This window comes from Megasphaera hominis (assembly GCF_014269395.1).
Classification (GTDB): Bacteria; Bacillota; Negativicutes; order Veillonellales; family Megasphaeraceae; genus Megasphaera; species Megasphaera hominis.
In genome coordinates, this window is record NZ_JACOGK010000039.1 from 1 (window position 1) to 21,715 (window position 21,715).

Annotated in this window: 23 protein-coding genes, 2 tRNA genes and 1 CRISPR repeat array; of the genes, 8 read left to right on the forward strand and 17 right to left on the reverse strand. The window is 50.2% G+C overall.

Annotated elements, in window-relative coordinates; translation table 11 throughout:
- Positions 1 to 242: 242 nt before the first annotated feature.
- The 8 genes from H8J70_RS10815 to dnaG form a co-directional block, all read right to left on the reverse strand.
- Complete coding sequence (locus H8J70_RS10815) at positions 243 to 443, reverse strand: hypothetical protein (protein ID WP_186504307.1); 201 nt, start codon at positions 441 to 443, stop codon at positions 243 to 245.
- A gap of 179 nt (positions 444 to 622) precedes the next feature.
- The gene (locus tag H8J70_RS10820; RefSeq protein WP_186504308.1) at positions 623 to 1,084 is read right to left on the reverse strand and encodes a hypothetical protein; all 462 of its coding nucleotides are present in this window, start codon (positions 1,082 to 1,084) and stop codon (positions 623 to 625) included.
- Positions 1,085 to 1,086: 2 nt separating this feature from the next.
- Complete coding sequence (locus H8J70_RS10825) at positions 1,087 to 1,293, reverse strand: CPCC family cysteine-rich protein (protein ID WP_186504309.1); 207 nt, start codon at positions 1,291 to 1,293, stop codon at positions 1,087 to 1,089.
- Positions 1,294 to 1,336: 43 nt separating this feature from the next.
- Complete coding sequence (locus H8J70_RS10830) at positions 1,337 to 1,549, reverse strand: hypothetical protein (RefSeq protein WP_186504310.1); 213 nt, start codon at positions 1,547 to 1,549, stop codon at positions 1,337 to 1,339.
- Between the two features lie 14 nt (positions 1,550 to 1,563).
- Positions 1,564 to 1,980 carry a CPCC family cysteine-rich protein gene (locus H8J70_RS12770; RefSeq protein WP_222433691.1) on the reverse strand — a complete coding sequence of 139 codons (417 nt, stop codon included), beginning with the start codon at positions 1,978 to 1,980 and terminating at the stop codon, positions 1,564 to 1,566.
- Positions 1,981 to 2,092: 112 nt separating this feature from the next.
- Positions 2,093 to 2,167 (reverse strand) — tRNA-Ile (locus tag H8J70_RS10840).
- A gap of 78 nt (positions 2,168 to 2,245) precedes the next feature.
- Positions 2,246 to 3,475 carry an RNA polymerase sigma factor RpoD gene (gene rpoD, locus H8J70_RS10845; RefSeq protein WP_186504311.1) on the reverse strand — a complete coding sequence of 410 codons (1,230 nt, stop codon included), beginning with the start codon at positions 3,473 to 3,475 and terminating at the stop codon, positions 2,246 to 2,248.
- Between the two features lie 26 nt (positions 3,476 to 3,501).
- Positions 3,502 to 5,292 (reverse strand): DNA primase, encoded by a 1,791-nt coding sequence (dnaG, locus tag H8J70_RS10850; protein ID WP_186504312.1) that lies wholly within the window; start codon positions 5,290 to 5,292, stop codon positions 3,502 to 3,504.
- 280 nt (positions 5,293 to 5,572) lie between these two features.
- Between dnaG and H8J70_RS10855 the strand changes: the two genes are divergently transcribed.
- The 5 genes from H8J70_RS10855 (at position 5,573) to H8J70_RS10875 (ending at position 10,565) form a co-directional block, all read left to right on the forward strand.
- On the forward strand, positions 5,573 to 6,463 hold the full coding sequence (locus tag H8J70_RS10855) for an RluA family pseudouridine synthase (protein WP_186504313.1): 891 nt from the start codon (positions 5,573 to 5,575) through the stop codon (positions 6,461 to 6,463).
- 51 nt (positions 6,464 to 6,514) lie between these two features.
- Positions 6,515 to 7,483: a class II fructose-1,6-bisphosphate aldolase gene (fba, locus tag H8J70_RS10860; protein ID WP_186504314.1), complete on the forward strand. Its 969-nt coding sequence runs from the start codon at positions 6,515 to 6,517 to the stop codon at positions 7,481 to 7,483.
- Positions 7,484 to 7,575: 92 nt separating this feature from the next.
- Positions 7,576 to 7,842: a 30S ribosomal protein S20 gene (rpsT, locus tag H8J70_RS10865; protein ID WP_186504315.1), complete on the forward strand. Its 267-nt coding sequence runs from the start codon at positions 7,576 to 7,578 to the stop codon at positions 7,840 to 7,842.
- A gap of 89 nt (positions 7,843 to 7,931) precedes the next feature.
- Entirely contained in the window at positions 7,932 to 9,263 is a 1,332-nt protein-coding gene (locus H8J70_RS10870) for an MATE family efflux transporter (protein ID WP_186504316.1), read from the forward strand.
- 60 nt (positions 9,264 to 9,323) lie between these two features.
- Complete coding sequence (locus H8J70_RS10875) at positions 9,324 to 10,565, forward strand: aminopeptidase (RefSeq protein WP_186504317.1); 1,242 nt, start codon at positions 9,324 to 9,326, stop codon at positions 10,563 to 10,565.
- 83 nt (positions 10,566 to 10,648) lie between these two features.
- Here the strand turns inward: H8J70_RS10875 and H8J70_RS10880 are convergent, their stop codons facing one another.
- The 6 genes from H8J70_RS10880 to H8J70_RS10905 all read right to left on the reverse strand — a co-directional run bounded on the left by H8J70_RS10880 (position 10,649) and on the right by H8J70_RS10905 (position 14,846).
- Positions 10,649 to 11,215 carry a DNA-3-methyladenine glycosylase I gene (locus H8J70_RS10880; protein ID WP_186504318.1) on the reverse strand — a complete coding sequence of 189 codons (567 nt, stop codon included), beginning with the start codon at positions 11,213 to 11,215 and terminating at the stop codon, positions 10,649 to 10,651.
- Positions 11,215 to 11,766 (reverse strand): phosphoribosyltransferase family protein, encoded by a 552-nt coding sequence (locus H8J70_RS10885; protein WP_186504319.1) that lies wholly within the window; start codon positions 11,764 to 11,766, stop codon positions 11,215 to 11,217. Before H8J70_RS10885 ends, H8J70_RS10880 begins: the two co-directional genes overlap by 1 nt.
- Before the next feature lie 143 nt (positions 11,767 to 11,909).
- Complete coding sequence (locus H8J70_RS10890) at positions 11,910 to 12,452, reverse strand: NUDIX hydrolase (protein ID WP_186504320.1); 543 nt, start codon at positions 12,450 to 12,452, stop codon at positions 11,910 to 11,912.
- Between the two features lie 25 nt (positions 12,453 to 12,477).
- Positions 12,478 to 12,717 carry a hypothetical protein gene (locus tag H8J70_RS10895; RefSeq protein WP_186504321.1) on the reverse strand — a complete coding sequence of 80 codons (240 nt, stop codon included), beginning with the start codon at positions 12,715 to 12,717 and terminating at the stop codon, positions 12,478 to 12,480.
- Positions 12,707 to 13,885, reverse strand: coding sequence for a hypothetical protein (locus H8J70_RS10900; protein ID WP_186504322.1), 1,179 nt, complete (start codon positions 13,883 to 13,885; stop codon positions 12,707 to 12,709). The genes H8J70_RS10895 and H8J70_RS10900 overlap by 11 nt, the downstream gene beginning before the upstream one ends.
- A gap of 277 nt (positions 13,886 to 14,162) precedes the next feature.
- Complete coding sequence (locus H8J70_RS10905) at positions 14,163 to 14,846, reverse strand: arginase family protein (RefSeq protein ID WP_186504323.1); 684 nt, start codon at positions 14,844 to 14,846, stop codon at positions 14,163 to 14,165.
- A gap of 253 nt (positions 14,847 to 15,099) precedes the next feature.
- Here H8J70_RS10905 and H8J70_RS10910 point away from each other — a divergent pair, with 253 nt between their 5' ends.
- Positions 15,100 to 15,726 carry a DUF47 domain-containing protein gene (locus tag H8J70_RS10910; RefSeq protein WP_186504324.1) on the forward strand — a complete coding sequence of 209 codons (627 nt, stop codon included), beginning with the start codon at positions 15,100 to 15,102 and terminating at the stop codon, positions 15,724 to 15,726.
- On the forward strand, positions 15,719 to 16,723 hold the full coding sequence (locus H8J70_RS10915; RefSeq protein ID WP_186504325.1) for an inorganic phosphate transporter: 1,005 nt from the start codon (positions 15,719 to 15,721) through the stop codon (positions 16,721 to 16,723). The genes H8J70_RS10910 and H8J70_RS10915 overlap by 8 nt, the downstream gene beginning before the upstream one ends.
- A 110-nt stretch (positions 16,724 to 16,833) precedes the next feature.
- On the opposite strand, the gene H8J70_RS10920 is transcribed toward H8J70_RS10915, so the two are convergent.
- On the reverse strand, positions 16,834 to 17,610 hold the full coding sequence (locus tag H8J70_RS10920) for an HD domain-containing protein (protein ID WP_186504326.1): 777 nt from the start codon (positions 17,608 to 17,610) through the stop codon (positions 16,834 to 16,836).
- A 4-nt stretch (positions 17,611 to 17,614) separates the two neighbouring features.
- Positions 17,615 to 18,250, reverse strand: a complete 636-nt coding sequence (locus H8J70_RS10925) for a class II aldolase/adducin family protein (RefSeq protein WP_222433692.1) — start codon at positions 18,248 to 18,250, stop codon at positions 17,615 to 17,617.
- Positions 18,251 to 18,430: 180 nt separating this feature from the next.
- On the opposite strand from H8J70_RS10925, the gene H8J70_RS10930 reads away from it, so the two are divergent.
- A tRNA-Ser gene (locus H8J70_RS10930) sits at positions 18,431 to 18,519 on the forward strand.
- Positions 18,520 to 18,578: 59 nt separating this feature from the next.
- A CRISPR array of direct repeats spans positions 18,579 to 19,876; the repeat unit is 32 nt; unit sequence ATTTCAATCCACACATCCGTGAAGGATGTGAC.
- 665 nt (positions 19,877 to 20,541) lie between these two features.
- Here H8J70_RS10930 and H8J70_RS10935 read toward each other — a convergent pair.
- Entirely contained in the window at positions 20,542 to 21,555 is a 1,014-nt protein-coding gene (locus H8J70_RS10935) for a hypothetical protein (protein ID WP_186504327.1), read from the reverse strand.
- Positions 21,556 to 21,715 lie beyond the last annotated feature (160 nt).

Here is a 21,715-nt window from a genome sequence, read left to right on the forward strand (position 1 = left end):
TACTTCTCCAAGTTGATTCCCTCCATGAATCTGTTGAAAACCAACACCGGATCGCAAATATCCAGAAAATCTGAAATATATAGTGGCAAAATTGCCTGTTTTGGTTTAGAATAATTAGTGGTTGAATTTTTCATTGGTTATGTAAATTTTACCACAAAAGGAGGTCCGCTGACTCGAAAGAGTCGGTGGACCTCCTTTGTTATTTGGGTCTGTGTTATTTCACAGCCCCTTAACGCATATTTCTAAAATTCAAAGCCACCATTCTTTTTTTCTTCTTCATCCATTTCTGCCCGCATCTCTTGTAACCGTTTTTTCCATTCTCCATAAAGTTCTCTAGCCCAATCCGGCGCATCTTCTTTTAACTGTTCATTTCCATTGAGATAATCTCTAATTTTTTCGTCAATTTCTCTCCATCTCAATTGTTTTTCAGTCGGTAATTTCATTTTTAAGCTCCCCTATTTTCTTCTTAATGTAGTCAACTACCATATTGTCTACGGAATTTCTAATTGTAAAAGCTTCTGCCATCAATTCGGCTAGCCTATAATTCCCCATGCAGTAGCAATAAGCGTATTTTCCGATAAAAACCACCTGCATGGCCACAAGTCGTCTGTCACGATTTCGTTCAGGTTTCCTCTTCGTCTTCAAATGGGGCATCATTTTTTATTCTAGCAAGATATATTACCATCTCTCCCGGCGTATTAGCCCAGCCGTGTTCAATGGCATATAAAAGTTCTTCGGCCTCGTCTTCCGTGTCAATAAGCCCCATAATATCATTCAGCCATTTTTCATCGTCCCTATAGGTTTTCAGCGTTTTTCTCAGCTCGTCACGATACAGTGTATTTCTCTTTTCTGCGTCGTCAATCGTTTCGCGTTGTACGCTCTCCTTCTCTGCCAAGGCCCAAGCATACTCAACAATATCAGTCGGACTTTTGCAATGCTTCGTTTCAATAGCATCTATGAGGTTTTGTCTATCCTCTTTTTTTCTTATCAATAGTGGCATTGCTTGAATGGTAGACTCTTCATTATGGAGCGGATCCCTAATCAGATTTTTAAATACTTCATCATCCATCAGATCTGCGTTCATAATTATTCTACCTTTCTTCCTTGTTTATAAGCCTCTCTGGCTTCGTTCAAACTCATTTTGTTCGCGCCTCCCTTATAATCCGGCATGTCATTTTGTACACCATCATTTTCCCAACCGCAAACAGGGCATATATCGAAATCGTTGGTGAACTCAAAATAATATTGCTTGCATACGGGGCATACTAATTCTTCGTCTCTACCTTTTTCCATCTTTACATTTCCTTTTTAGTTATACTGCCACATTATATTTCGTTCAGGTTTCTTCTTCGTCTACAAATGGGGCGTTTTTCTTGATGCTTACAAGATATCTTACAATATCCCCAGGCGTATTAGCCCAGCCATGTTCAATGGCATATAGAAGTTCTTCACAAACATCTTCTGTATCCGCAACACCTATAATATTATCGAGCCATTCTTCGTTATCTCGGTAGGTTTTCAGCGTTTTTCTCAGCTCATCCCGATACATGATATCCCTCTTTTCTATTCTATGGGTTTCCCATTTTTATAGGCTTCTCTGGCTTCGTTCAAACTCATGTCATTGCCACAATTTTTTAAATCCGGTTTATCCCGTTGTACGACATCATTTGACCAGCCACAAACAGGACAGACATCATAATCGGCAAAGCATTCAAAGTAATGCTTCTTACATACGGGACATAATTTTTCTATATCCTTATCATTTTCCATGTCGTTTTCGTCTACAAATGGCGCATTATCACTAATTAGCCATGCATAGCGTATAAGATCTGCCAATGTTTTGACATACGCAACTTCAACAGCGTTGATTAGTTCTCTCCTTTGTTCGTCATCTTTCAGGAGTAAAGCAATGCTCTGCACGGTTTCATCGTCGTCCGGGATGTATTCTTTTAAGAATGCTGTGAATTTCGCAGTTTCCACGGTGCAGCTCCTCCTTCACTTTTTCAAATGATTAGCAAACTATGGGAAACAAAATGGAAAAAATATAAAAATATCCGAACCGTCACATGGACAGTCCGGATGCTTTTTTGGTTGGTGGGCCTACTTGGATTCGAACCAAGGACCAACCGGTTATGAGCCGGGGGCTCTACCGCTGAGCTATAGGCCCAAAGAGTGAAGCCCCTAAGGACTTCACCAAAATATTATAATACGCTTTGTGGTTCAGCGTCAAGGAAAATCTTATCTATCAAAGGAAATCCTTAATCTTTTCCCGCTTGCCCCAGTTGCGGAGCTTGCTCAGGGCTTTGCCTTCGATCTGGCGGATACGTTCACGTGTGACGTTGAAGTATTGGCCTACTTCTTCGAGGGTGCGGGGACGGCCGTCTTTGAGGCCGAAGCGCAGGTAGAGGACTTTCCGTTCGCGGTCGGTGAGACAGGAGAAGACGTCTTCGATTTGTTCCTTCAACAGGATGAACGAGGCTGCATCGTCTGGTGCAATGGCTTCCTGGTCTTCGATGAAGTCACCGAGGTGCGAGTCTTCTTCTTCGCCGATTGGCGTTTCCAGGGATACCGGTTCCTGGGCTATTTTCATGATTTCCCGGACGCGGTCGACAGAAATGTCCATTTTTTCTGCGATTTCTTCCGGTAAGGGTTCACGCCCTTTATCCTGCAGGAGCTGACGGGAAATACGGATGAGTTTGTTGATCGTTTCGACCATGTGTACAGGAATACGGATGGTTCTGGCCTGGTCGGCAATGGCACGGGTAATGGCCTGACGGATCCACCACGTAGCGTACGTACTGAACTTGTAGCCCTTGCTGTAGTCGAATTTGTCGACGGCCTTGAGGAGGCCCAGGTTGCCTTCCTGAATGAGGTCGAGGAAAAGCATGCCGCGGCCGACGTAGCGTTTGGCAATGCTGACGACAAGACGCAGGTTGGCATCGGTCAGTTTCTTTTTGGCAACCGTGCCGGCTTTCTTTTCTTCTTCTGTCGCATCGGCGGCGTTGCCCCGTTCGATGGCCTTAGCCAGCTTGATTTCTTCTTCTGCCGAAAGGAGAGGTACACGGCCGATTTCCTTGAGGTACATACGGACAGGATCATCGATGTTGACGCCTTCAGGAACACTCAAATCCATGTGGATTTTTTCCTTCGTGCCATCGCCGTCGTCGTCACCATCGTCGCCAGTGTTGACGTCGTCTTCAGCGAGGATATCGATGCCCTTTTCCGCAAAGACTTCATACATGCGGTCCATCTGGTCGGCATTCAATTCGTCTTCTTCCATGACATTCATGATTTCTGTATACGTCAGGCTGCCTTTTTTCTGGCCCGTCTTGATCAGCTGCTGAATGTGCTGGAGCGCTATTTCCTGGCGTTCCTTTTCACTCAGCTGATTTTCCACCTTTTTCGTCTTGCTCGAGCGGGATGTTTTCTTGGTCTTCTTTTTTGTTACCTTGTTTTCGTCTTTCGTAGTTGCCATGTATTACAGGCTCCTTTCCTTGATGATCAAGCCCAACGTTTCATTTCATTTTGTATTTTCTTGCACATTGCCAGTGTTTCGACCAGCCTGGGGTCATTCTGCTGGCCATACGCAGCGGCACGTGCACTGTATTCCTTATATTGCTGTTGCAGCTCAGCCAAACGGAAGCGTTTGACGTAATCCGTAATGACCGCTTCGCTCATGGGCACTTCGGGAAGCACCATGATGCGGGCCAGTTCGCCACTTTCTTCCTGTGTCAGGAGCGGCTGGAGATCGGCCAGGGTGTAGGTTCCTTGTGTTGCCTGCAGCTCCAGGATTTTTTCAAAAATACCGGACCGGGCAGTACTCGTGAAAAACTTCGGTACGACGAGTTCACGCATACGCGCACAGGCCTCCGGTTTTTCTACGAGAAAGCGCAAAATATTTTCTTCCGATACGGCGTTCTTGCCCTTGCCGCGGACGGCGGCGTTTTCCTGATAGACAGAACGGGAAATGACGACTTGCTGCTGTCGCGTTTCCGGATGGGCTGTGACGTACTTGTTGAATTCGTTGCGCACAGCATTTTCATCAACTTGCAGCTTGGCGGCAATCTTTTTCATAAACGTTTCGAGGACGATGCGGTTGTCTTCCTGTGCGAGGACCGGAATGAGCATGGCCACAATATCGGCCTTCCCGTCCAGGGTCGTATCGTCGTATTGCTTGAGCGCTGTCATGAGCATGTAATCCAGGACATTCGGCGCATTTTCAATGGCTTCGCGCAACTTTTCCGGACCGGCCGTGTTGATGTATTCGTCCGGATCCTTCCCTTGCGGCAACGTAACGACGCGTACGTGCAGGCCCAGGCCGCGGACGATTTCCATGGCCCTGAGCGTAGCCTGGCGGCCGGCAGTATCCATATCGTAGGATAAGACCAGCTCTTTTGCCTGGCGCTGCAGGAGCCGTGCCTGCTCTTCCGTAAAGGCCGTGCCCAAGGAGGCGACGACATTACAGATGCCCCGGTTGTGCGCCGATATGACGTCCATATAGCCTTCCACCAGAATGGCCCTGCCTTCGTCAAAGATGGCCTTGTGGGCCTTATCCATGGCAAAGAGAAGGTGACGCTTATTGAAAATCAGCGTTTCCGGGGAATTCAAATATTTCGGTTTACTGTCATCGAGCACACGGCCGCCAAAGCCGACGATACGGCCACGGCCATCGCGTATGGGGAACATGACGCGGTTGCGGAAGGCATCATAATAGTGGCCGTTTTTTTCCTTGGCCAGGCCGACTTCCAAGAGCTCCTGGCCTGTGACGCCCTTCTTTTCAAAGGCCCGGGTCAGCTTGTCCCAGCTATCCGGCGCAAAGCCCAATTTGAACGAATGAATCGTCTCGTTCGTCAAATGGCGCCGGTGAAAATAGGCCAGTCCCGGCTCACCATAGCGGGTCTTGACGAGACAGTTATGGAAGAAATTGCCTGCCATTTCATTGATCTCGTACAAGCGGTCCCTTTTTTTGTCGCGTGCCATGTCTTCTGCCGACTTTTCCACTTCCGGCAAGGGAATGTGAGCCCGTTCGGCCAGGCGTTCTACCGCCTCGCTGAAGGAAATGTTCTCCCTGGCCATGACGAACTGGAAGACGTCGCCGTGGGCGTGACAGCCAAAGCAGTAATAGAAGCCTTTGTCCGAGGCGACGCTGAAGGAAGCCGTCTTTTCATTATGGAACGGGCAGCAAGCCCAGAAGTTACGGCCCCTCCGCTTGAGGGATACGTAATCCGAGATGACGCTGACAATATCGTTTGCCTGGCGTACCTGTTCTATAAATTCACTGGTAAACCTCATATAGTACATCACCTGCAAAAAGAGTCTTCAACATAGCGCATAGTAGCATGCGATCTGGGTGTAGGCGTTTCTTATATACCCATAATAATAGTATTCCATAAAAATTCTCAAATTCCTTTTTTTAGGTAATTTTTCTAACAAAACCTGAATGGTCTTGTCTTTTTATTGATTTTACGTGTCACTTTCGCTACAATAAAGATATCCTATTTAACAGCTTGTGTTAATAGGCCCGGCAGCCTAAGACGCTGCAGGCATCCCTGTGTAAGGAGTTTAGTAGAATATGATTCAATTTACTGTAGGCTCGTTGCAAAAGAAGACGTCCCTCTTAGGCGCATTGCGCCATTTCGGTGTATCGTCGACCATGCGGCGGCGCATCAAGCACAGCGGTGTCTGTAAAATCAACGGCCATGACGCGACGACAAAGGATTTCGTCGTCGAAGGCGATCGCGTCGAAGTCACACTGCCGGAAAAAAACAGCTTCACCCCTGAGGCGATTCCCTTGACAATAGCCTATGAAGATGATTATATCATAGTTGTCAATAAGCCTGCAGGATTACTTATGCACCCTACGTCCGGCGCCCATACGGGTACCCTGGCAAATGCCCTGGCCTGGTACTATGAAAAAACAGGCCAAAGCTGTGCCTATCATCCCATGCACCGGTTAGACCGCAACACGTCCGGCCTCTGCCTCATTGCCAAGCAGCCGCAAATCCAGTACGCCTTCAGCCGTCAGGACCTGGCGTACCACCGTTTTTACGCCGCTCTTTGCGAAGGCGTCTTTCCGGCACCGCTGGTAACCGTGCACTGGCCGATCGAACGCCTGCCGGGCAGTATTATTCAGCGCCGTACAGGCGTAGCCGGCAAGGCGGCCCACACGGATATCCGCCGGCTTGCAGCCTGCGCTGACTACAGCCTGCTCGAAATGGTGCTCCATACAGGGCGGACGCATCAGATCCGCGTCCACTGCGCCAGCCTGGGCCATCCTCTCGTAGGCGATGACCTCTACGGCGGCTCGCGGCGCTTTATGGAACGCCAGGCCCTGCATGCCTTCCGCGTGCAGTTTATCCATCCCGTAACGGGAAACTATATTACAGTTAATTCCCCACTGCCGGCAGATATGCAAGCACTTGTCCACCGGGCTGGCTGGGATTATAACGGAGATTCTGTTTGAACGTCCGACTCGTCTCCTATATTTCACACAACGTTGAAGGAGGAAACACACATGTCATTAGTAACTACTACAGAAATGTTCAAAAAGGCCTATGAAGGCCACTACGCTATTGGGGCCTTTAATATCAATAATATGGAAATCGTACAGGCATTGGCTGACGCCGCTTCCGATCTGAGCTCCCCTATGATTTTGCAGGCTTCTGCCGGCGCTAGAAAATATGCCAAACCGAGCTACCTGAAACACCTCGTAGCCGCAGCTCTTGAAGATCACAGCGAACTCACCGTTGCCCTCCACCTCGACCACGGTGCCGATTTTGAAACCTGCAAGGATTGCATCGACAGCGGTTTCACATCGGTCATGATCGATGGCTCCAAATATGCCTTTGAAGAAAACATTGCCCTCACGAAAAAGGTCGTCGAATACGCGCACGCTCACGGCGTCGTCGTAGAAGGCGAATTAGGCCAGCTCGCCGGCATTGAAGACGAAGTCAAGGTCGCTGCCCACGAAGCATCCTATACGCGTCCGGAAGAAGTAGAAGAATTCGTTACCCGTACGGGCGTCGATTCCCTGGCAATTGCCATCGGCACGAGCCACGGCGCTTACAAATTCACGCCAGCCCAGTGCACACGGAACGAACAGGGCGTTCTCGTACCGCCGACACTGCGCTTCGACATTCTCGAAGAAGTAGCCAAACGCCTGCCGGGCTTCCCGATTGTTCTCCACGGCGCTTCCTCCGTCGTACCTGAATACGTCAAGATCATCAACGCCAACGGCGGCAACCTGGCTGACGCCATCGGCATTCCGGAAGACCAGCTCCGCAAGGCTGCTTCCATGGCCGTTTGCAAGATCAACATCGACTCCGATATCCGCCTGGCTATGACCGCCGGTATCCGCCAGCACATGGCCCAGCATCCGGACCACTTCGATCCGCGCCAGTACCTGACAGATGCCCGTCAGAACGTATACAACCTGGCCTCCCACAAGATCAAGGACGTACTCGGCTCTGATCACAAGGCCTAAATGTTAGGAATTTCATCTATCTCTATTGCTTTTTAAGATGGAGTATGGTAAAATTTCTTCTAGTGTTCTTGTAAATTAGGGAGGTGAACCAATTGCCGCAAATTAAATCCAACATCAAAACGATGGAAAAAGATGCAGCTCGTCATGCAGCAAATTCTCGCGTTAAATCTTCGGTTCATACAGCAATCCGCCGTACGACTGAAGCTATCGCCACAGGTGATGCTGAAGCTGTAAAAAAAGCATTTGATAAAGCCAGCAGTGTTATCGACAGCGCTGCCCAGAAGGGCGTTCTCCATAAAAATACTGCAGCCCGTAAGAAATCTCGTCTGGCTGCTAAAGTAAATGAACTGGAAAAATAATCGGAATGCTGACAAGCTCCACTAATTTAGTGGGGCTTGTTTTACGTATACGGCTATTTTCCCAAATCTAACCACAGGAGGTTCTCTACATGCCTACGAGCAAGCAAATACGTCATTTTCTCGTTCTCTTCTTTCCCCTGCTTTTGACGCAGATTGCCCAAATCGGCACGACGGTCTTTTCCAGCATCTTCAGCGGCCAGGCCAGCACCGTCGATTTGGCCGGTGTTGCCGTCGGCAGTAACATCTGGTACCCCGTCTTTGCCGGCATGTGCGGCATCTTCTTTGGCATTTCGCCTATCATTTCCCAGCTCCGGGGCGCGCAAAAATACGACGAAATACCGAGCTATATCCAGCAGAGCCTTTACGTGTCGATCTTTACGGCCCTGGTCATGCTGGCCCTGGGCTGGCTCTGTCTCGATCCCTTTCTGTCCATCATGGGCTTGGAACCGCAGGTCTACGCCATTGCCAAGGAATACCTCTTTGCCATGGCCTTAGGGATTTTTCCCATGTTCATGCAGGCTACGCTCCGCTACGTCACGGACGCCCACGGCCTGACGCACGTATCCATGGCTATTCTCTTCGTCAACCTGGCCATTACGGTCGCCCTCTTCCGCCTCTTCGTCTTTGGCGGCCTGGGCATAGCTCCTATGGGCGGCGTCGGCACAGGCTACGCCATTACCATTGCCGCGTGGATTACGTTCTTCATTTTCGTGCTCCTCTATCAGTTCGGCAAGCCTTTCCGGGCCTACCACGTGTGGCGCACGCTCCGCGGTCCTGACTGGCCCTTCATATACGACCAGCTGCGCATTGGCATCCCCATTTTCATTGCCGTCTTTTGCGAAACGAGTCTCTTCTCCATCGTCGGCCTCCTCATGGCCGAATTCGGCACGCTCTATTTGGCCGCCAACCAGGCAGCCATCAGCTACGCCACCTTGGTCTACGTCTTCCCGTGGAGCATCAGCCTCGCTTCGACCATCGTCATTGGCTACGAGGTAGGCGCCAAGAACGGGCACGCTGCGCGGCAGTACGCCGTCATCACACAGGCTACGGCCTTTATTATCGTCCTCTTTACGGCTTTCATTACGTACACCTTCCTGACGCCCATTAGCGGCCTCTTTACCAAGGATCCCCAGGCCCTGGAAACGATTCGTTACTTCATCGCCCTGGCCCTCATCTTTTCCTTCTGCGACGCTGCCGGCACGCCCGTCCAGGGCATCCTGCGCGGCTACAAGGATGTGCGCGTCATTACGGTCGTCGCCTTTACGACGTACTGGATCATTGCCGTACCCATGGGCTACGCCGCAGCCCACCTTACGCCGTACGGGCCCTTTGGCTACTGGTACGCCCTGATCATCGCCCTGGGCATCAATGCCGTAGCCCTCAACACACGCCTTTGGAAAAAGACAGCCTGGACACTATAAGGTGTGTACAAAGCGCACTCTTTTGGTGTAGAATAGGAACATACAGAAAGGGTGATTTTTATGACAATCGAACCAACCATTGAAAGCTTACTGCCCGGGTACGCCCAGGTATTATTAAAAAAAGGGATTAACCTCCAAAAGGGCCAGATTCTGGTCATTGCCGCACCGGTCGAAGCCAGCGATTTCGTGACCATCCTCAGCAATGCAGCCTATGAAAACGGCGCTGACCAGGTCGTCGTCAACTGGCGCAGTGATGATCTGGCACGGCTCCGCTACGAACACGAAAAGATGGAAAATTTCACATCGCTCCCGGATTGGCGCCGCGATTTCAGCCTCTACTACTATCGTAAAGGCGCAGCCTTCCTGAGCCTCATCGCTGCCAACCCGTACCTCATGGACGGCATCGATACGAAGAAAATTTTCGCCTGGCAAAAGGCCTCCAACGAAGCCCTGAAGGAATACGTAAACGGCGTCATGGCGTCGAAAACGACATGGCTCGTCGCCTCCGTTCCGAGCCTCGTCTGGGCCCGCATCCTCTATCCGGACCAGAGCGACGAAGACGCCTATAATTCCTTGTGGCGCCAGATTCTCGCCTCATCCCGTGCCGACGGTGCCGATCCATTGGCCGACTGGGACCAACACTTGGCCAACCTCAAGAAGCGCCGTGACTGGCTGACGCAGGAACATTTCGCCAAGCTCCACTACACGAACAGCAAGGGCACAGACCTGACCATTACCCTGCCGGCCCGTCATATTTGGCAGGGCGGTGCCGAAGAAACGACGTCTCACATTCTTTTCAACGCCAACATTCCGACGGAAGAGGTCTATACGGCACCACAGGCCGACGGCGTAGACGGCATCGTCTATAACGCCAAGCCCCTGGTATACAACGGCAACGTCATCGACGATTTCTGCCTGACCTTCAAAAACGGCCACGTCACAGATATTCACGCCGGCCAGGGTGAAGACGTACTCAAGCAGCTTATCAGCGTCGACGAAAACGCCGGCCGCTTAGGCGAAGTAGCTCTCATTCCCTACCATTCGCCTATTTCCCTGTCGAATATTCTCTTTTATGAAACCCTCTTTGACGAAAACGCGTCGTGTCACCTGGCACTGGGCAAAGCCTATCCGACATGCCTCGCCGGCGGTCCCGACATGGACGACGACGCCTTGCAGGCAAACGGCCTGAACGAATCGGTCATTCACGTGGATTTCATGGTCGGTACCGACGACCTGTCCATTACGGGCATCAAAGAAGACGGCACAGAGATTCCCGTTTTCCGTAACGGCGACTGGGCCTGATCCCATATAATTCCCATATAATATAGTATATAAAGAAATGCGCTCCCAACGCACCAAACCGGTGCTGCGAGAGCGCATTTTTTTTAGGTTCCGCTGTAACGGAAGCATTCCTTCGTATGTGAGTTAATGACCCCTACGGCCTGCAAATAGGCGTAGATAATGGTCGTGCCGACGAATTTCATGCCCCGCCGGCGCAGATCTGCCGAAATGGCATCGGACAGGTCCGAATGGGTCTTATCTGTTTCGTAGCGTATCTGGCCGTCGGTCCAATGCCACAGGTACGCACTAAAACTGCCCCATTCCTTTTGTATGCCCAGGAAAATAGCCGCGTTGCTTACAGCTGCCTTGATTTTCAGCTTGTTGCGGATAATGCCCGGGTTTTGCCGCAGCTCTTCACATTTGGCCGCATCATACTGGCTGATCTTTACGGCGTCGAAATGATCGAAGGCGGCTGCAAAGGCATCGCGTTTGTTGAGGACGCATTCCCACGATAAACCGGCTTGAAAACTTTCCAAGATGAGCATGGCAAAGAGTACGCCGTCGTCGTGAACCGGTACGCCCCATTCTTCATCGTGATAATGGATGTACGCAGCGTTACGGGGATTACACCAGGCACAGCGCTGCTTACCATCCGGCCAGGACGTCGTCATTATTCTGCGTCAAACATGGGCAACGGTGCCAGATAGATAATATCGTCGCGATCAATGGCATCGCCTTCCGCCAGGATAGCCGCCTGGGCGATGACCTTTGCACCGGCTTTTTCGGCCAGCGCTACGAGGGCCTTCATGGAGCCGCCCGTGCTGATGACGTCGTCGACGAGGAGGACGTTTTTGCCCTTCATTTTGGCTACGTCGTCTGCCGATAAATAGAGGCGCTGTTTGCCTGCCGTCGTAATCGATTCGTCTTCTACCCAGATGGGATCATCCATATAGGCTTTGACGGATTTACGGGCAACAATGTAGTGGTTGCGGCCGCTGAGACGGGTCATTTCATGAGCCAGGGGAATGCCCTTCGTTTCTGCCGTCATAATAATATCTGTACCAGCAGGAATCTTTTCAGCCAGGGCCTTTGCCGAAGCCGTGACAATTTCTACGTCACCGAGAATGACGAAGCCGGCAATGGCCACCTTGTCATTCAGATTGATAACCGGCAGCTGGCGCGTACAGCCTGCTACCTGCAATTCATAATATCTCTTTGCCAATGTGTACACCTCACAGTAGGGTTTCCAAAAAATTCCACGCTATATTATACCGCGAAATAATGCGACTGGCAACAAAGAGGGGGAAAGGAACCTCCCGTCCCGCCCTTTCAGCCGCTGCAGCCCTACGGGTAAAGGCCTGCTTTTTACTGTATATCCGGCCGGTCCTCCCGGATAAAGCCATTCGATTTGCGCATGTCGAAGAGGCACTGAATAAAGCTGTCCATATAGGGCAGGAAGAGGTCCTTGTGCATCAGGGCCAACACCTCTTCCCGCGTGGCATAGCGGGCGGCGCGTACTTCGTCGTCCTGAAGGCGCAGGGAATCGATAGGAACATCCTCGTTGAGGACGTAAATATCATCGAAGCCGTTGTTAAAGCGCAGCCGCATGAGCGGTGCCTGGTGGGTCAAATCGACGTGAAGCCCCATTTCTTCCTTCGCCTCGCGCATCGCTGCCACCTGGCTCGTTTCGCCGCTATGAACGTGGCCGGCAACGGTCACATCCCAGCAGCCATCCAGGACATCGCCGGGCTTGCGCCGCTGCTGAATGAGGAGTTCCCCCTTAGAATTGAAGACGCACACGTGAACAATGAGGAAATACTGGCCCTGAGCCAGCTCTTCCTCGTGCTTGCGGTCAATGGTCTGTCCCGTCGGCCGGCCAGCGTAATCATATATATCTAAGCGTTCCATACCTTTTTCTTTCTGAGTCCTCGGTTCACTGTTTCTTCAGAAAATCCCGCAGGAGCCGCCGCAAAAGGACCGATGGCTTTTCATCGGCCCCTTCACAATAGCGCTGCAAGGCACGCCAGTCCGTATCGTCCAAATACGTATCCACTTTGTGGCGTTTTTGTCTCGCTACGGCAATGCGCGTCTTGCGCTTAGGTTCTTCCTGCTTCTTTTCTTCCGGAAAAAAGTCCTGTATTTTACGGTGTGGCCGGTTGTCATCAAATTCCATCGATCTGTGCTCCTTCCTCTGGCAATGGTGGCACCGGGTCTGCCTCTTTCCACTCCGGCTGGCTTTGCCAAAAAGCCAGTACCTGCCGGGCTTCGTCCCGTTCCTTATTCAAAAGCTCAATCTCTGTCTGGCCTTTGTCATACGCCATTTCCAGCTTCTTGCCGTTTTCTGTATTGTTTTCCTTTTCGTCTTCCAGGCAATCCTGCAGGACGATGACGTATTCGCACAGCTCATCGCACGCATCGAGAATACGGTTGCACTGCCGTTTGAAATCTGCCCAAAGGGTGTAATACAATTCATGCAGCTCGTCTTCCCGGTCGGCCAAATCGTCCTTCATCTGTTCCAGACGGTGGCCACGGCGGCTAAAATCAAAGACAGGCTTGCGGCCAAAGGCGCCGGAATGTTCATATTCCGCTTCGGCCTCGTAAATATCCCGTTCTTCCTGGACAATATCCGAAATCCCTTGGAAATACGCATCCCTGCCGGTGAGCCAATCGAGCCAGAACTCCTCTGCTTCAATGGCCGTCTGTTCGTAATCACCCAAGGTGTGGGCCAGACTGGCTGCATCCGGAATCTTAGCGAAGGCTGCCTGCCACGAGGAAAAATTGCGGATTCCCTGGACCAGGCGGCCATAAAATTCACCCAGCCGTTCAGGCTCTTCGATTTCCGGCTCCCGCACTTCGGCGTACGTGTCGTCGTATTCCGTTTCCAAGGCGTCGACAGTCTGCACAGCCTGACGCAAGGCGGCGCGGATACTGTCCAACGCTTTGGCCCGCGTGGCCAATTTTTGCCGCGTATAGTCGTGGCCGCTGAAATACTCTGCCTTTGCGTCCCGTTCCGTTTCTACTGTAAAGATACGCTGTTCCAGCTGGCGGCACACATGCGGCACTTGCTGCCAAATGAGCTTCATCTGCTCCTGAGGCGCCAGGGATTCCTCATAGGCCAGCTGCCAAAAGAGCTTCGCTTCCCCCGTAAAGTGGCGGCAATGGACGAGGCGGGACGCACTGTTTTTGAGACGTGTCGTCAGCCGGGCATAGTCATCGCCCGGTACGGGCTCGGCTACGGCCTCATAGCGGCGTATATCGTCCAGCACTTGATGCGTATCAGGCTGGGCCTGCTTTTCTATTTTCTTTTTGACCTCGTCCATGGTCTTTTTGAACCAGCTCATGGAATGCCTCCTGCGTATCGGTTTTCGCTACTTATTATACCAAATTCGCGCCGCCTGCGCCACAAAACAGGCATTTTACGGTCTTAGGCAGCAGCGCGGACACACAAACAGAGAAGATACTATTTTTTATTTCAATCTATTATGAAATAATCCTTTTTTGTTGCCCAAAAACAGCGTATAATAAAAATATATAGAAATCCCCGTTTCCGGGAAAAACCGAAGACGGGGAACACGTGAAGTATGCAGTTACAGGCTCTTTCCCGGTATGCGGAAAGAATCAAAGCGTTTCGCCCCAGGCCAGAATACGATCGAGGGCCGGCGACCATTTACCGCACGGCAAATAGCCTGTCAGGCTGGCTCCGGCAATGCGGTACTGCTGTTGCAGCTCATGTAAGACAGAAAGGAGCGTTTCAGCGGCTATGCCGCCATGAAGCGTCGCAGCCGGGCTGGGAATTTCCTTCGCCTGCAAAAGGGTTACGCCCAAATGTACATAGACATAGGTCTTGCCGGCTTGCTGCAGCGCGTCCGTACAGACTGCCAGCAGGGCGTCTGCCGTCGCCGGGAACGACCGGGGCGTAACGATTTGCGTGCCTTGGAGGCCCTGCTTATTGGCCAGACCGGCCCGGGCCGCCACGAGGTCACACGGCGTATGATCGAGCCAGAGAATGGCCAAATCACCATGACAGCGTTCGCTCGCCAAGAGGATACTGGCCAGATCGGCCGTGCTTTCTCCGCCAATGGTAAAGAAATGGTCTGCATGGTCGTTTTCCAAAACATCCAGCGCCGCCCGGTTTTGAGCCTGAATCGTTTCCGGCCCATCGGCACGGTTGGCCGACGCTTCCGGTACGACGCAGAACGGCCGGTTTTGTAAGTATATAAGCTCGATTTCCCGGGCACCCTGGTAGAGCCGGTAATCGGCACTGTGCTGCCACTGCGGATTGAGTAAGATTTCTGTTTCCATGGTAAGTCACTTCCTTTTACATCACACACATGACTTTCTTGAAAGTCTTCCCTATAGTAGTACAAATGGTTAAGAAAGTCTATACCCTAAGTGCTATGTGGGGCCTTTTTGATCCCATGGAAAGTCATTATTTATTATTTTTCAAATTATTTTTTACATAGATTTTACATTCGTTTTACATGACTATGACATGGCCATCATATGATATAAGATAGGCTACTGTGTAATAGCACATTTAGGAGGAATACAATCCATGTTCAGCATTAGCAACAAGCACGAAGAATTTTTTGATTACCTGATTACCAACGCCAACTCTTTTAAGCGCGGCGCTATCATTGCCTATGAAGCCATGAACGATCTGACGGTTCTGCCGGAGCGGATGAAAGAAATTACAGAGCTCGAGCACAACGCAGACAAGACCAATTTGGATGTCATGGTACAGCTGGCACGGATTTTCATCACGCCTATTGACCGGGAAGATTTTTACAATCTCACATGCAGCCTGGAAGAATGCATCGACAACCTGCACGGCTTCCTCATGCGCGTTGACATGTACCACATTGAAAAGACAACGCCGGCTGCTGTAGAAGGCACGAAAGTTCTCGTCAATATGGGGGATGAGCTCAATGCAATTTTCGAACTCCTCAAGAATATAGACAAAAATCAGGCAGAACTCATGCACCACGCCGAACGGCTGAACCGCATGGAAACGGAAGTGGACAAGATTTACCGTCAGGAAATGTCCCGCCTTTTCATGGGCGACGTTCCCCTCTTAGACGTTATGCGCTGGAAGGACATTATGGGCGCTATCGAAGAAACGTCGGATAAAGTCGAAGCACTGGGCAACCTCATCAAAGGAGTGATCATGAAGTATGCTTGATACGTCCCTGATTATTCTCGTCGTCGTCCTGGCCCTGGCCTTTGACTTCATCAACGGCTTCCACGACACGGCTAATGCCATTGCTACGTGCGTATCTACGCGCGCCATCCGGCCGGGCCTGGCAATTATCGGCACGGCCGTTCTCAACTTCCTTGGCGCCATGATCTCTACGGGCGTTGCCAAAACAATCGGTGGCGATATTGTCATCTCGGCGACGATGATCAACGAACTGATTATCATTGCCGGCCTGTGCGGCGCCATCGTCTGGAACCTCATTACGTGGTGGTTCGGTATGCCGTCCAGTTCCTCTCACGCCCTCATCGGTGGCATGATCGGTGCCGTCTGTATTTCCGTCGGCTTTACAGCCCTCAACGGCTGGGGGATCCTGAAAATCGTTGCTTCCCTCATTCTTTCCCCAATTACCGCAATCATCATGGGCTACATCATTATGAGCCTGCTCTTTTATATTTGCCGCAACTACAAGCCTGCAGCAGTCAACATGACGGCCAACCGGCTACAGGTCGTTTCGGCAGCCCTCATGGCCTTCTCCCACGGCTCTAACGATGCCCAGAAGTCCATGGGTATCATCACCTTGGCCCTCCTTTCGGGCGGTTACATCGACAGCCTGGAAGTACCGACCATGATCAAACTCCTCTGCGCCCTGGCAATGGCCCTGGGCACGAGCGTCGGCGGCTGGAAAATCATCCGTACCGTCGGTGGCAAGATTTTCAAAATGCATCCGATCCACGGCTTTGCAGCCGACCTCAACTCGGCAGTCGTTATCTTTAGTGCGACACTCCTGCACCTGCCCGTTTCTACGACCCACGTCGTATCGGGCTCCATCATGGGTGTCGGCGCAGCCCAGCGCGTCAAGGCCGTACACTGGAACGTAGCCCAGCAGATGGTTTCCGCCTGGGTGCTCACCATTCCCTGCACGGCTGTCATGGGGGCTATTGCTTACCTCGTCATTACAAACGTGCTCTACGCAATCTTTTAACAGCAAAAACGGCGTATGTCCTCCCTTCGTTTGGGAACATACGCCGTTTTTTTGTTTTATTATAAAAGCTGGGGACGCGTAAAGAAGCTCCTGGCTGCCCAGCTCTTAGGTCAGACTCTGCGCCTGCGATAGGTCTCTACACCAGCCCGCATCTCAGCGAGAAAGGCCTCGGTCTCCGGATTATCTGAATGAGCCGCCAAGAGCCGTCCGTAATAGCCCTGGGCGTCAGCGATTTGCCGGCTCACAGGATACACCAGCTCAAAGTAGAGGCAGAGCATGCCCACGTAAAAATCCATGAAGGTCTTTTTGTACGCTGTCGGAATGGTCCGCTCCTGGCGCGCTTCTGCCAGGACGGCCGGCGAAAGGACCTGCTGGGCCGGCGCATTCCGTTCGTCATCGTTAAACGTGTTAATATCCTTTACGTGCTCAGCATAGACGCGGAAAATATCGATTTTATCAGCATCCCGCAGGATCTGGCAAAAGAGGCGTTGCCGCGCCGTCAGGTCTGGCCGCAGACGATACACGTTGTGCTGGCCAATGGCAACGCTGAGGAGGTCATCCTCGTCAGAAGATGTCATGAAATCCCGGATATGCCCTTCTTCAAAGAGATAGTGCACGCCGTACCGGGCGTGATCCATAGAGCGGTAATCAATAAACGTATCGTACTGGCGCAGCTGCTCAAAACGGCCCACATCGTGGAGGACGCCGAGGCACCAGGCCAGGTTCTGATCCTCTGGCGGCAGGCCCAGGGACCGGGAAATACGCCGGCAGAGCACGCTCACGCGCAACGAATGGCCATATTTGAGGCGCACAGCCGCATCAGCTGTATCAAAGGTGCCCACATAGGCGGCAAAGGCCTGGAGAACCTGCGTTTCATCGATTTCCATCGGCTTATAGAGTAAAGACAGAAGCCAGGTTTTGGAGCTGGCTTTCCTCTTTGATAATCTTGTACGACGCATTGAGCACCATGGCGTTGCGGTAAATCTTGGCGACCGATTCGAGCGTTTCCATACGGTAAAAAGCCTGGGCCAGGGAATCACCTACAGCGCAGGCACCATGGGACGCCATGAGAATGACATTTACCTGCTTCAAGGCCTGGGCACACTTTACGGCCAAATCGAGAGATCCCGGTTCTGCAAAAGGCACAGTCGTCACGGGACCGAGGAAATCCCGTCCCTCCGTAACAACATTACTGGGAAACGACTGGCCCGCTACAGACACAGCCGTCGCCGTCACAGGATGACAATGAACGATAGCCTTCACATCAGGCCGGGCCTTGTAAATTTCCAAATGAAGACTCGTTTCCGACGAAGCCTTCCCCTCACCCTTGAGAACATGGCCCTCCAAATCCATACGGAGCAAATCCTGCGGCACGAGCTCGCCCTTAGGCACACCGGACGGCGTAATCACGATAGCCCCGTCATCACGACGATAACTCAAATTCCCATCACAAGCCACCACCAAGCCGCTCTCCATCATCCGCCGGCCAATACGGCACAACTCTTTTTTAGAATCAATATGTGTCATCAAAATCACTCTCTTTCGCACAAAAAGGAATATCTTTTCTCTCTACTCTTGACTTATATATATCTAATATACACATTGTAGCCTAAAAAGACCCAAAATGACAATATGCAATCGCTGAAACCGGGCTAGGAAAAATTTGACATAAGCTACAATTCATGATAGAATATCTGAGTATCCTATGGAGCGGTATCGAAGTGGTCATAACGGGGCTGACTCGAAATCAGTTAGGCCGAAAGGTCTCGTGGGTTCGAATCCCACCCGCTCCGCCAAATCAAAAAGCGCAGTCTTAAGCCATTTGTGGGCCTTAAGCTGCGCTTTTTTTGTTGCTATTTCAATCCACACACCCGTGAAGGATGTGACTTGATGATTTTGCCCCGTACATCCAAGGGATCCTTATTTCAATCCACACATCCGTAAAGGATGTGACGGTAAGCAGTTGGTTTGCCAGCGATCCGAGTACCATTTCAATCCACACATCCGTGAAGGATGTGACACTCGGTCGGTATCGTGGACAACGGGTATCGGGGAATTTCAATCCACACATCCGTGAAGGATGTGACCAATAGATGAGTTCATCGTTGACTGCCTGATCAGATTTCAATCCACACATCCGTGAAGGATGTGACACGGGTGTAGCCAACACCATCTTAAACACCATGATATTTCAATCCACACATCCGTGAAGGATGTGACACAGCTGCCGGCGTGCGGCCTGTGCCAGTTAATAAATTTCAATCCACACATCCGTGAAGGATGTGACGGCACTTGCGTCTACAATGTCGTCATGCAAGGTGAATTTCAATCCACACATCCGTGAAGGATGTGACCGAAGGGCATTTGACCTGGCAATCATCACAGCCGTTATTTCAATCCACACATCCGTGAAGAATGTGACAGCCCGGACTACACTATTATCTGCTAGTCTACAGAATTTCAATCCACACATCCGTGAAGGATGTGACCAGATGTAAAATTACCGGAGATGATTCCAGGGACATTTCAATCCACACATCCGTGAAGGATGTGACAATGCCAGATAACCTGCTATTGTCTGTTGCGCTGATTTCAATCCACACATCCGTGAAGGATGTGACGAAAGCCACAAGTACGTCGTAGCAAAGAGACAGCGATTTCAATCCACACATCCGTGAAGGATGTGACCCATTTACAGGGAAAAGAGTGGCCTAGAAAATAAAATTTCAATCCACACATCCGTGAAGGATGTGACTCAGGTGTAGCGTGTGAACCAACATCAAGGAGAATTTCAATCCACACATCCGTGAAGGATGTGACGCCGTGTAGGCGAGGATGAAGACATACTGCAAATAATTTCAATCCACACATCCGTGAAGGATGTGACCAAAATCATCCTGCCTGGCTACAAAGGCGACTATATTTCAATCCACACATCCGTGAAGGATGTGACTGGCCTCTAAGGCAGCCAGCATCAGCGGCTTGTTTATTTCAATCCACACATCCGTGAAGGATGTGACCCAAATACAAAAAACAAAAAGGAGCGATAATTATATTTCAATCCACACATCCGTGAAGGATGTGACAAAAAAGAGCTTACAGAGCGAATTACGGGCTACGAATTTCAATCCACACATCCGTGAAGGATGTGACACCCTCAAAAAGAATACACATATTTGCTCAGCTCGCAGCCTATGTAGCGCGAACCGGTTCTTACCGAACTTATTTTTGTTCTCATCCTTGAGGCTTAACATGCTAAAAACCTGATTCTGGACGCATCGCGAAGCGGCCATACATTTTATGTTTGATTACACTTCGCGTTGTCGGGAATCTTTTCAAAGCAAACGTGAACTCCCCCCACTTAATGCTACTGCATTTGAATTGGGAGCTTCTAGGATGTAATCTCACATCCATTTAAGAAGGTTGGTATTTACGTTTCTACCTGATATCTCAGGCAATCCTTATTCTTACGGGCGTGTCCGCGTCGCCCCTAGTGTATAGAGCCTCCAGGCTCACAACATTACTTTTACGCAGGATGTTCAATGCGCCATTTACATCGGCATTGAAACACCTTCCATGAGCAGTGCTGTATAGTCCGCGTTCTACACGTCTGCCGCTAAAGAAATGCGGTATGGTATCGTCTGCGCCATATACGGGAATATCATCTCTATCCCAAAAAGAGGCTTTACATGCATACCGTCTATATGTTCTATTATATCATATTATGTTTTAATCTTACAATTGTTATCTTATTCAAAAGCGGCATTCATCCCCCACCTATAGAGGATAGAGGTCTTCTGCCTAATTCCGATAAATCGTTATTTCTGATTAATAACGCCATCCATATATCCTAAAAATGGATCATAGTGTCTTGTCCATTGATAGACACCTTTTGCAAGTTCTCGCAAGTTCCAAGGTTTTATTTTTGTAAGACGGATTGATACAGATTTTTTTTGTATTTCTCGCCAATTGCCTCTTCCCTGCAAGATTTCAAAAGCAAGTCTTTCATCTACAATGGCAGGTATTGTATCCGATTCTATGACTTTAAATTTCTGTTCCACCTCCTCATACGCTTGATTAGACTCTGCCTGTAACAGGTCTTTTATTTCTTTTATGCCAAAACCATGGGAAAGTTCATCTTTTATCCCTTGCGTACTCAATTCTGCCGTAATCAGACGTCCTTCCCTGAAGTAGTTTTTCAAAACGCTACTGGCATCACGCAAGGATTCATTTCTCGTCAGCCGTGAGTCATCCATCATAGAAAAACTCCACATTTCCGCATTTGAATATAATCCATGACGATTAACCCGGCCTGCCGATTGTAGTAAAGAAAGCAAAGATGATAATTCCCGATACCCCGTACGAAAAGAAAGGTCTACGCCGGCCTCTACACAGGACGTTGCAACAAGCGTCCAATCTGTGTCGTTTTTATTTTGCAATCGTTTTTTGATGCGCTTTATTGTAGTACTACGGTCTATCGGGGTCAAAGCTGTTGATACATGTTCTACTTTATCTCTACCGTATTTTTGACAAATCTCATTCGCTACTACGGCAGCCGTTTGTACTGTATTCATAATGAGTAATCGAGGTCCTGGCGCTTTCTGCGTCCATTGGATAAGTTCTTCACAGCGCAACGGTGTGTCGTTCCAACAAAATCTGATTCGATTCTGTTCATATTTCATAAGTTTGGTACGCAGTGACAGATCTACCAAGGTCTGAATATCTGGTTTTTCCAGCTCTATTCCTGGGAACACATCGTGTTCCCAGAACCGCACTAAAGAACCAGAAGCCATAACCCAATAACACCCCCACTCATTGGCAAGAGTATTCATCCACTGCCACCCTAAGGGTAACAGCTTAATAGGCAAAGCATTTGCACTGGTCAACAAAACTTGGACACTAAAATCTAAAAAATTAGAATCAGAAATATAATTTGACGCAAAGTTGAACAGTACTTTTTAATAAGTTGGACACTGCCTGAGGTAAGACTTT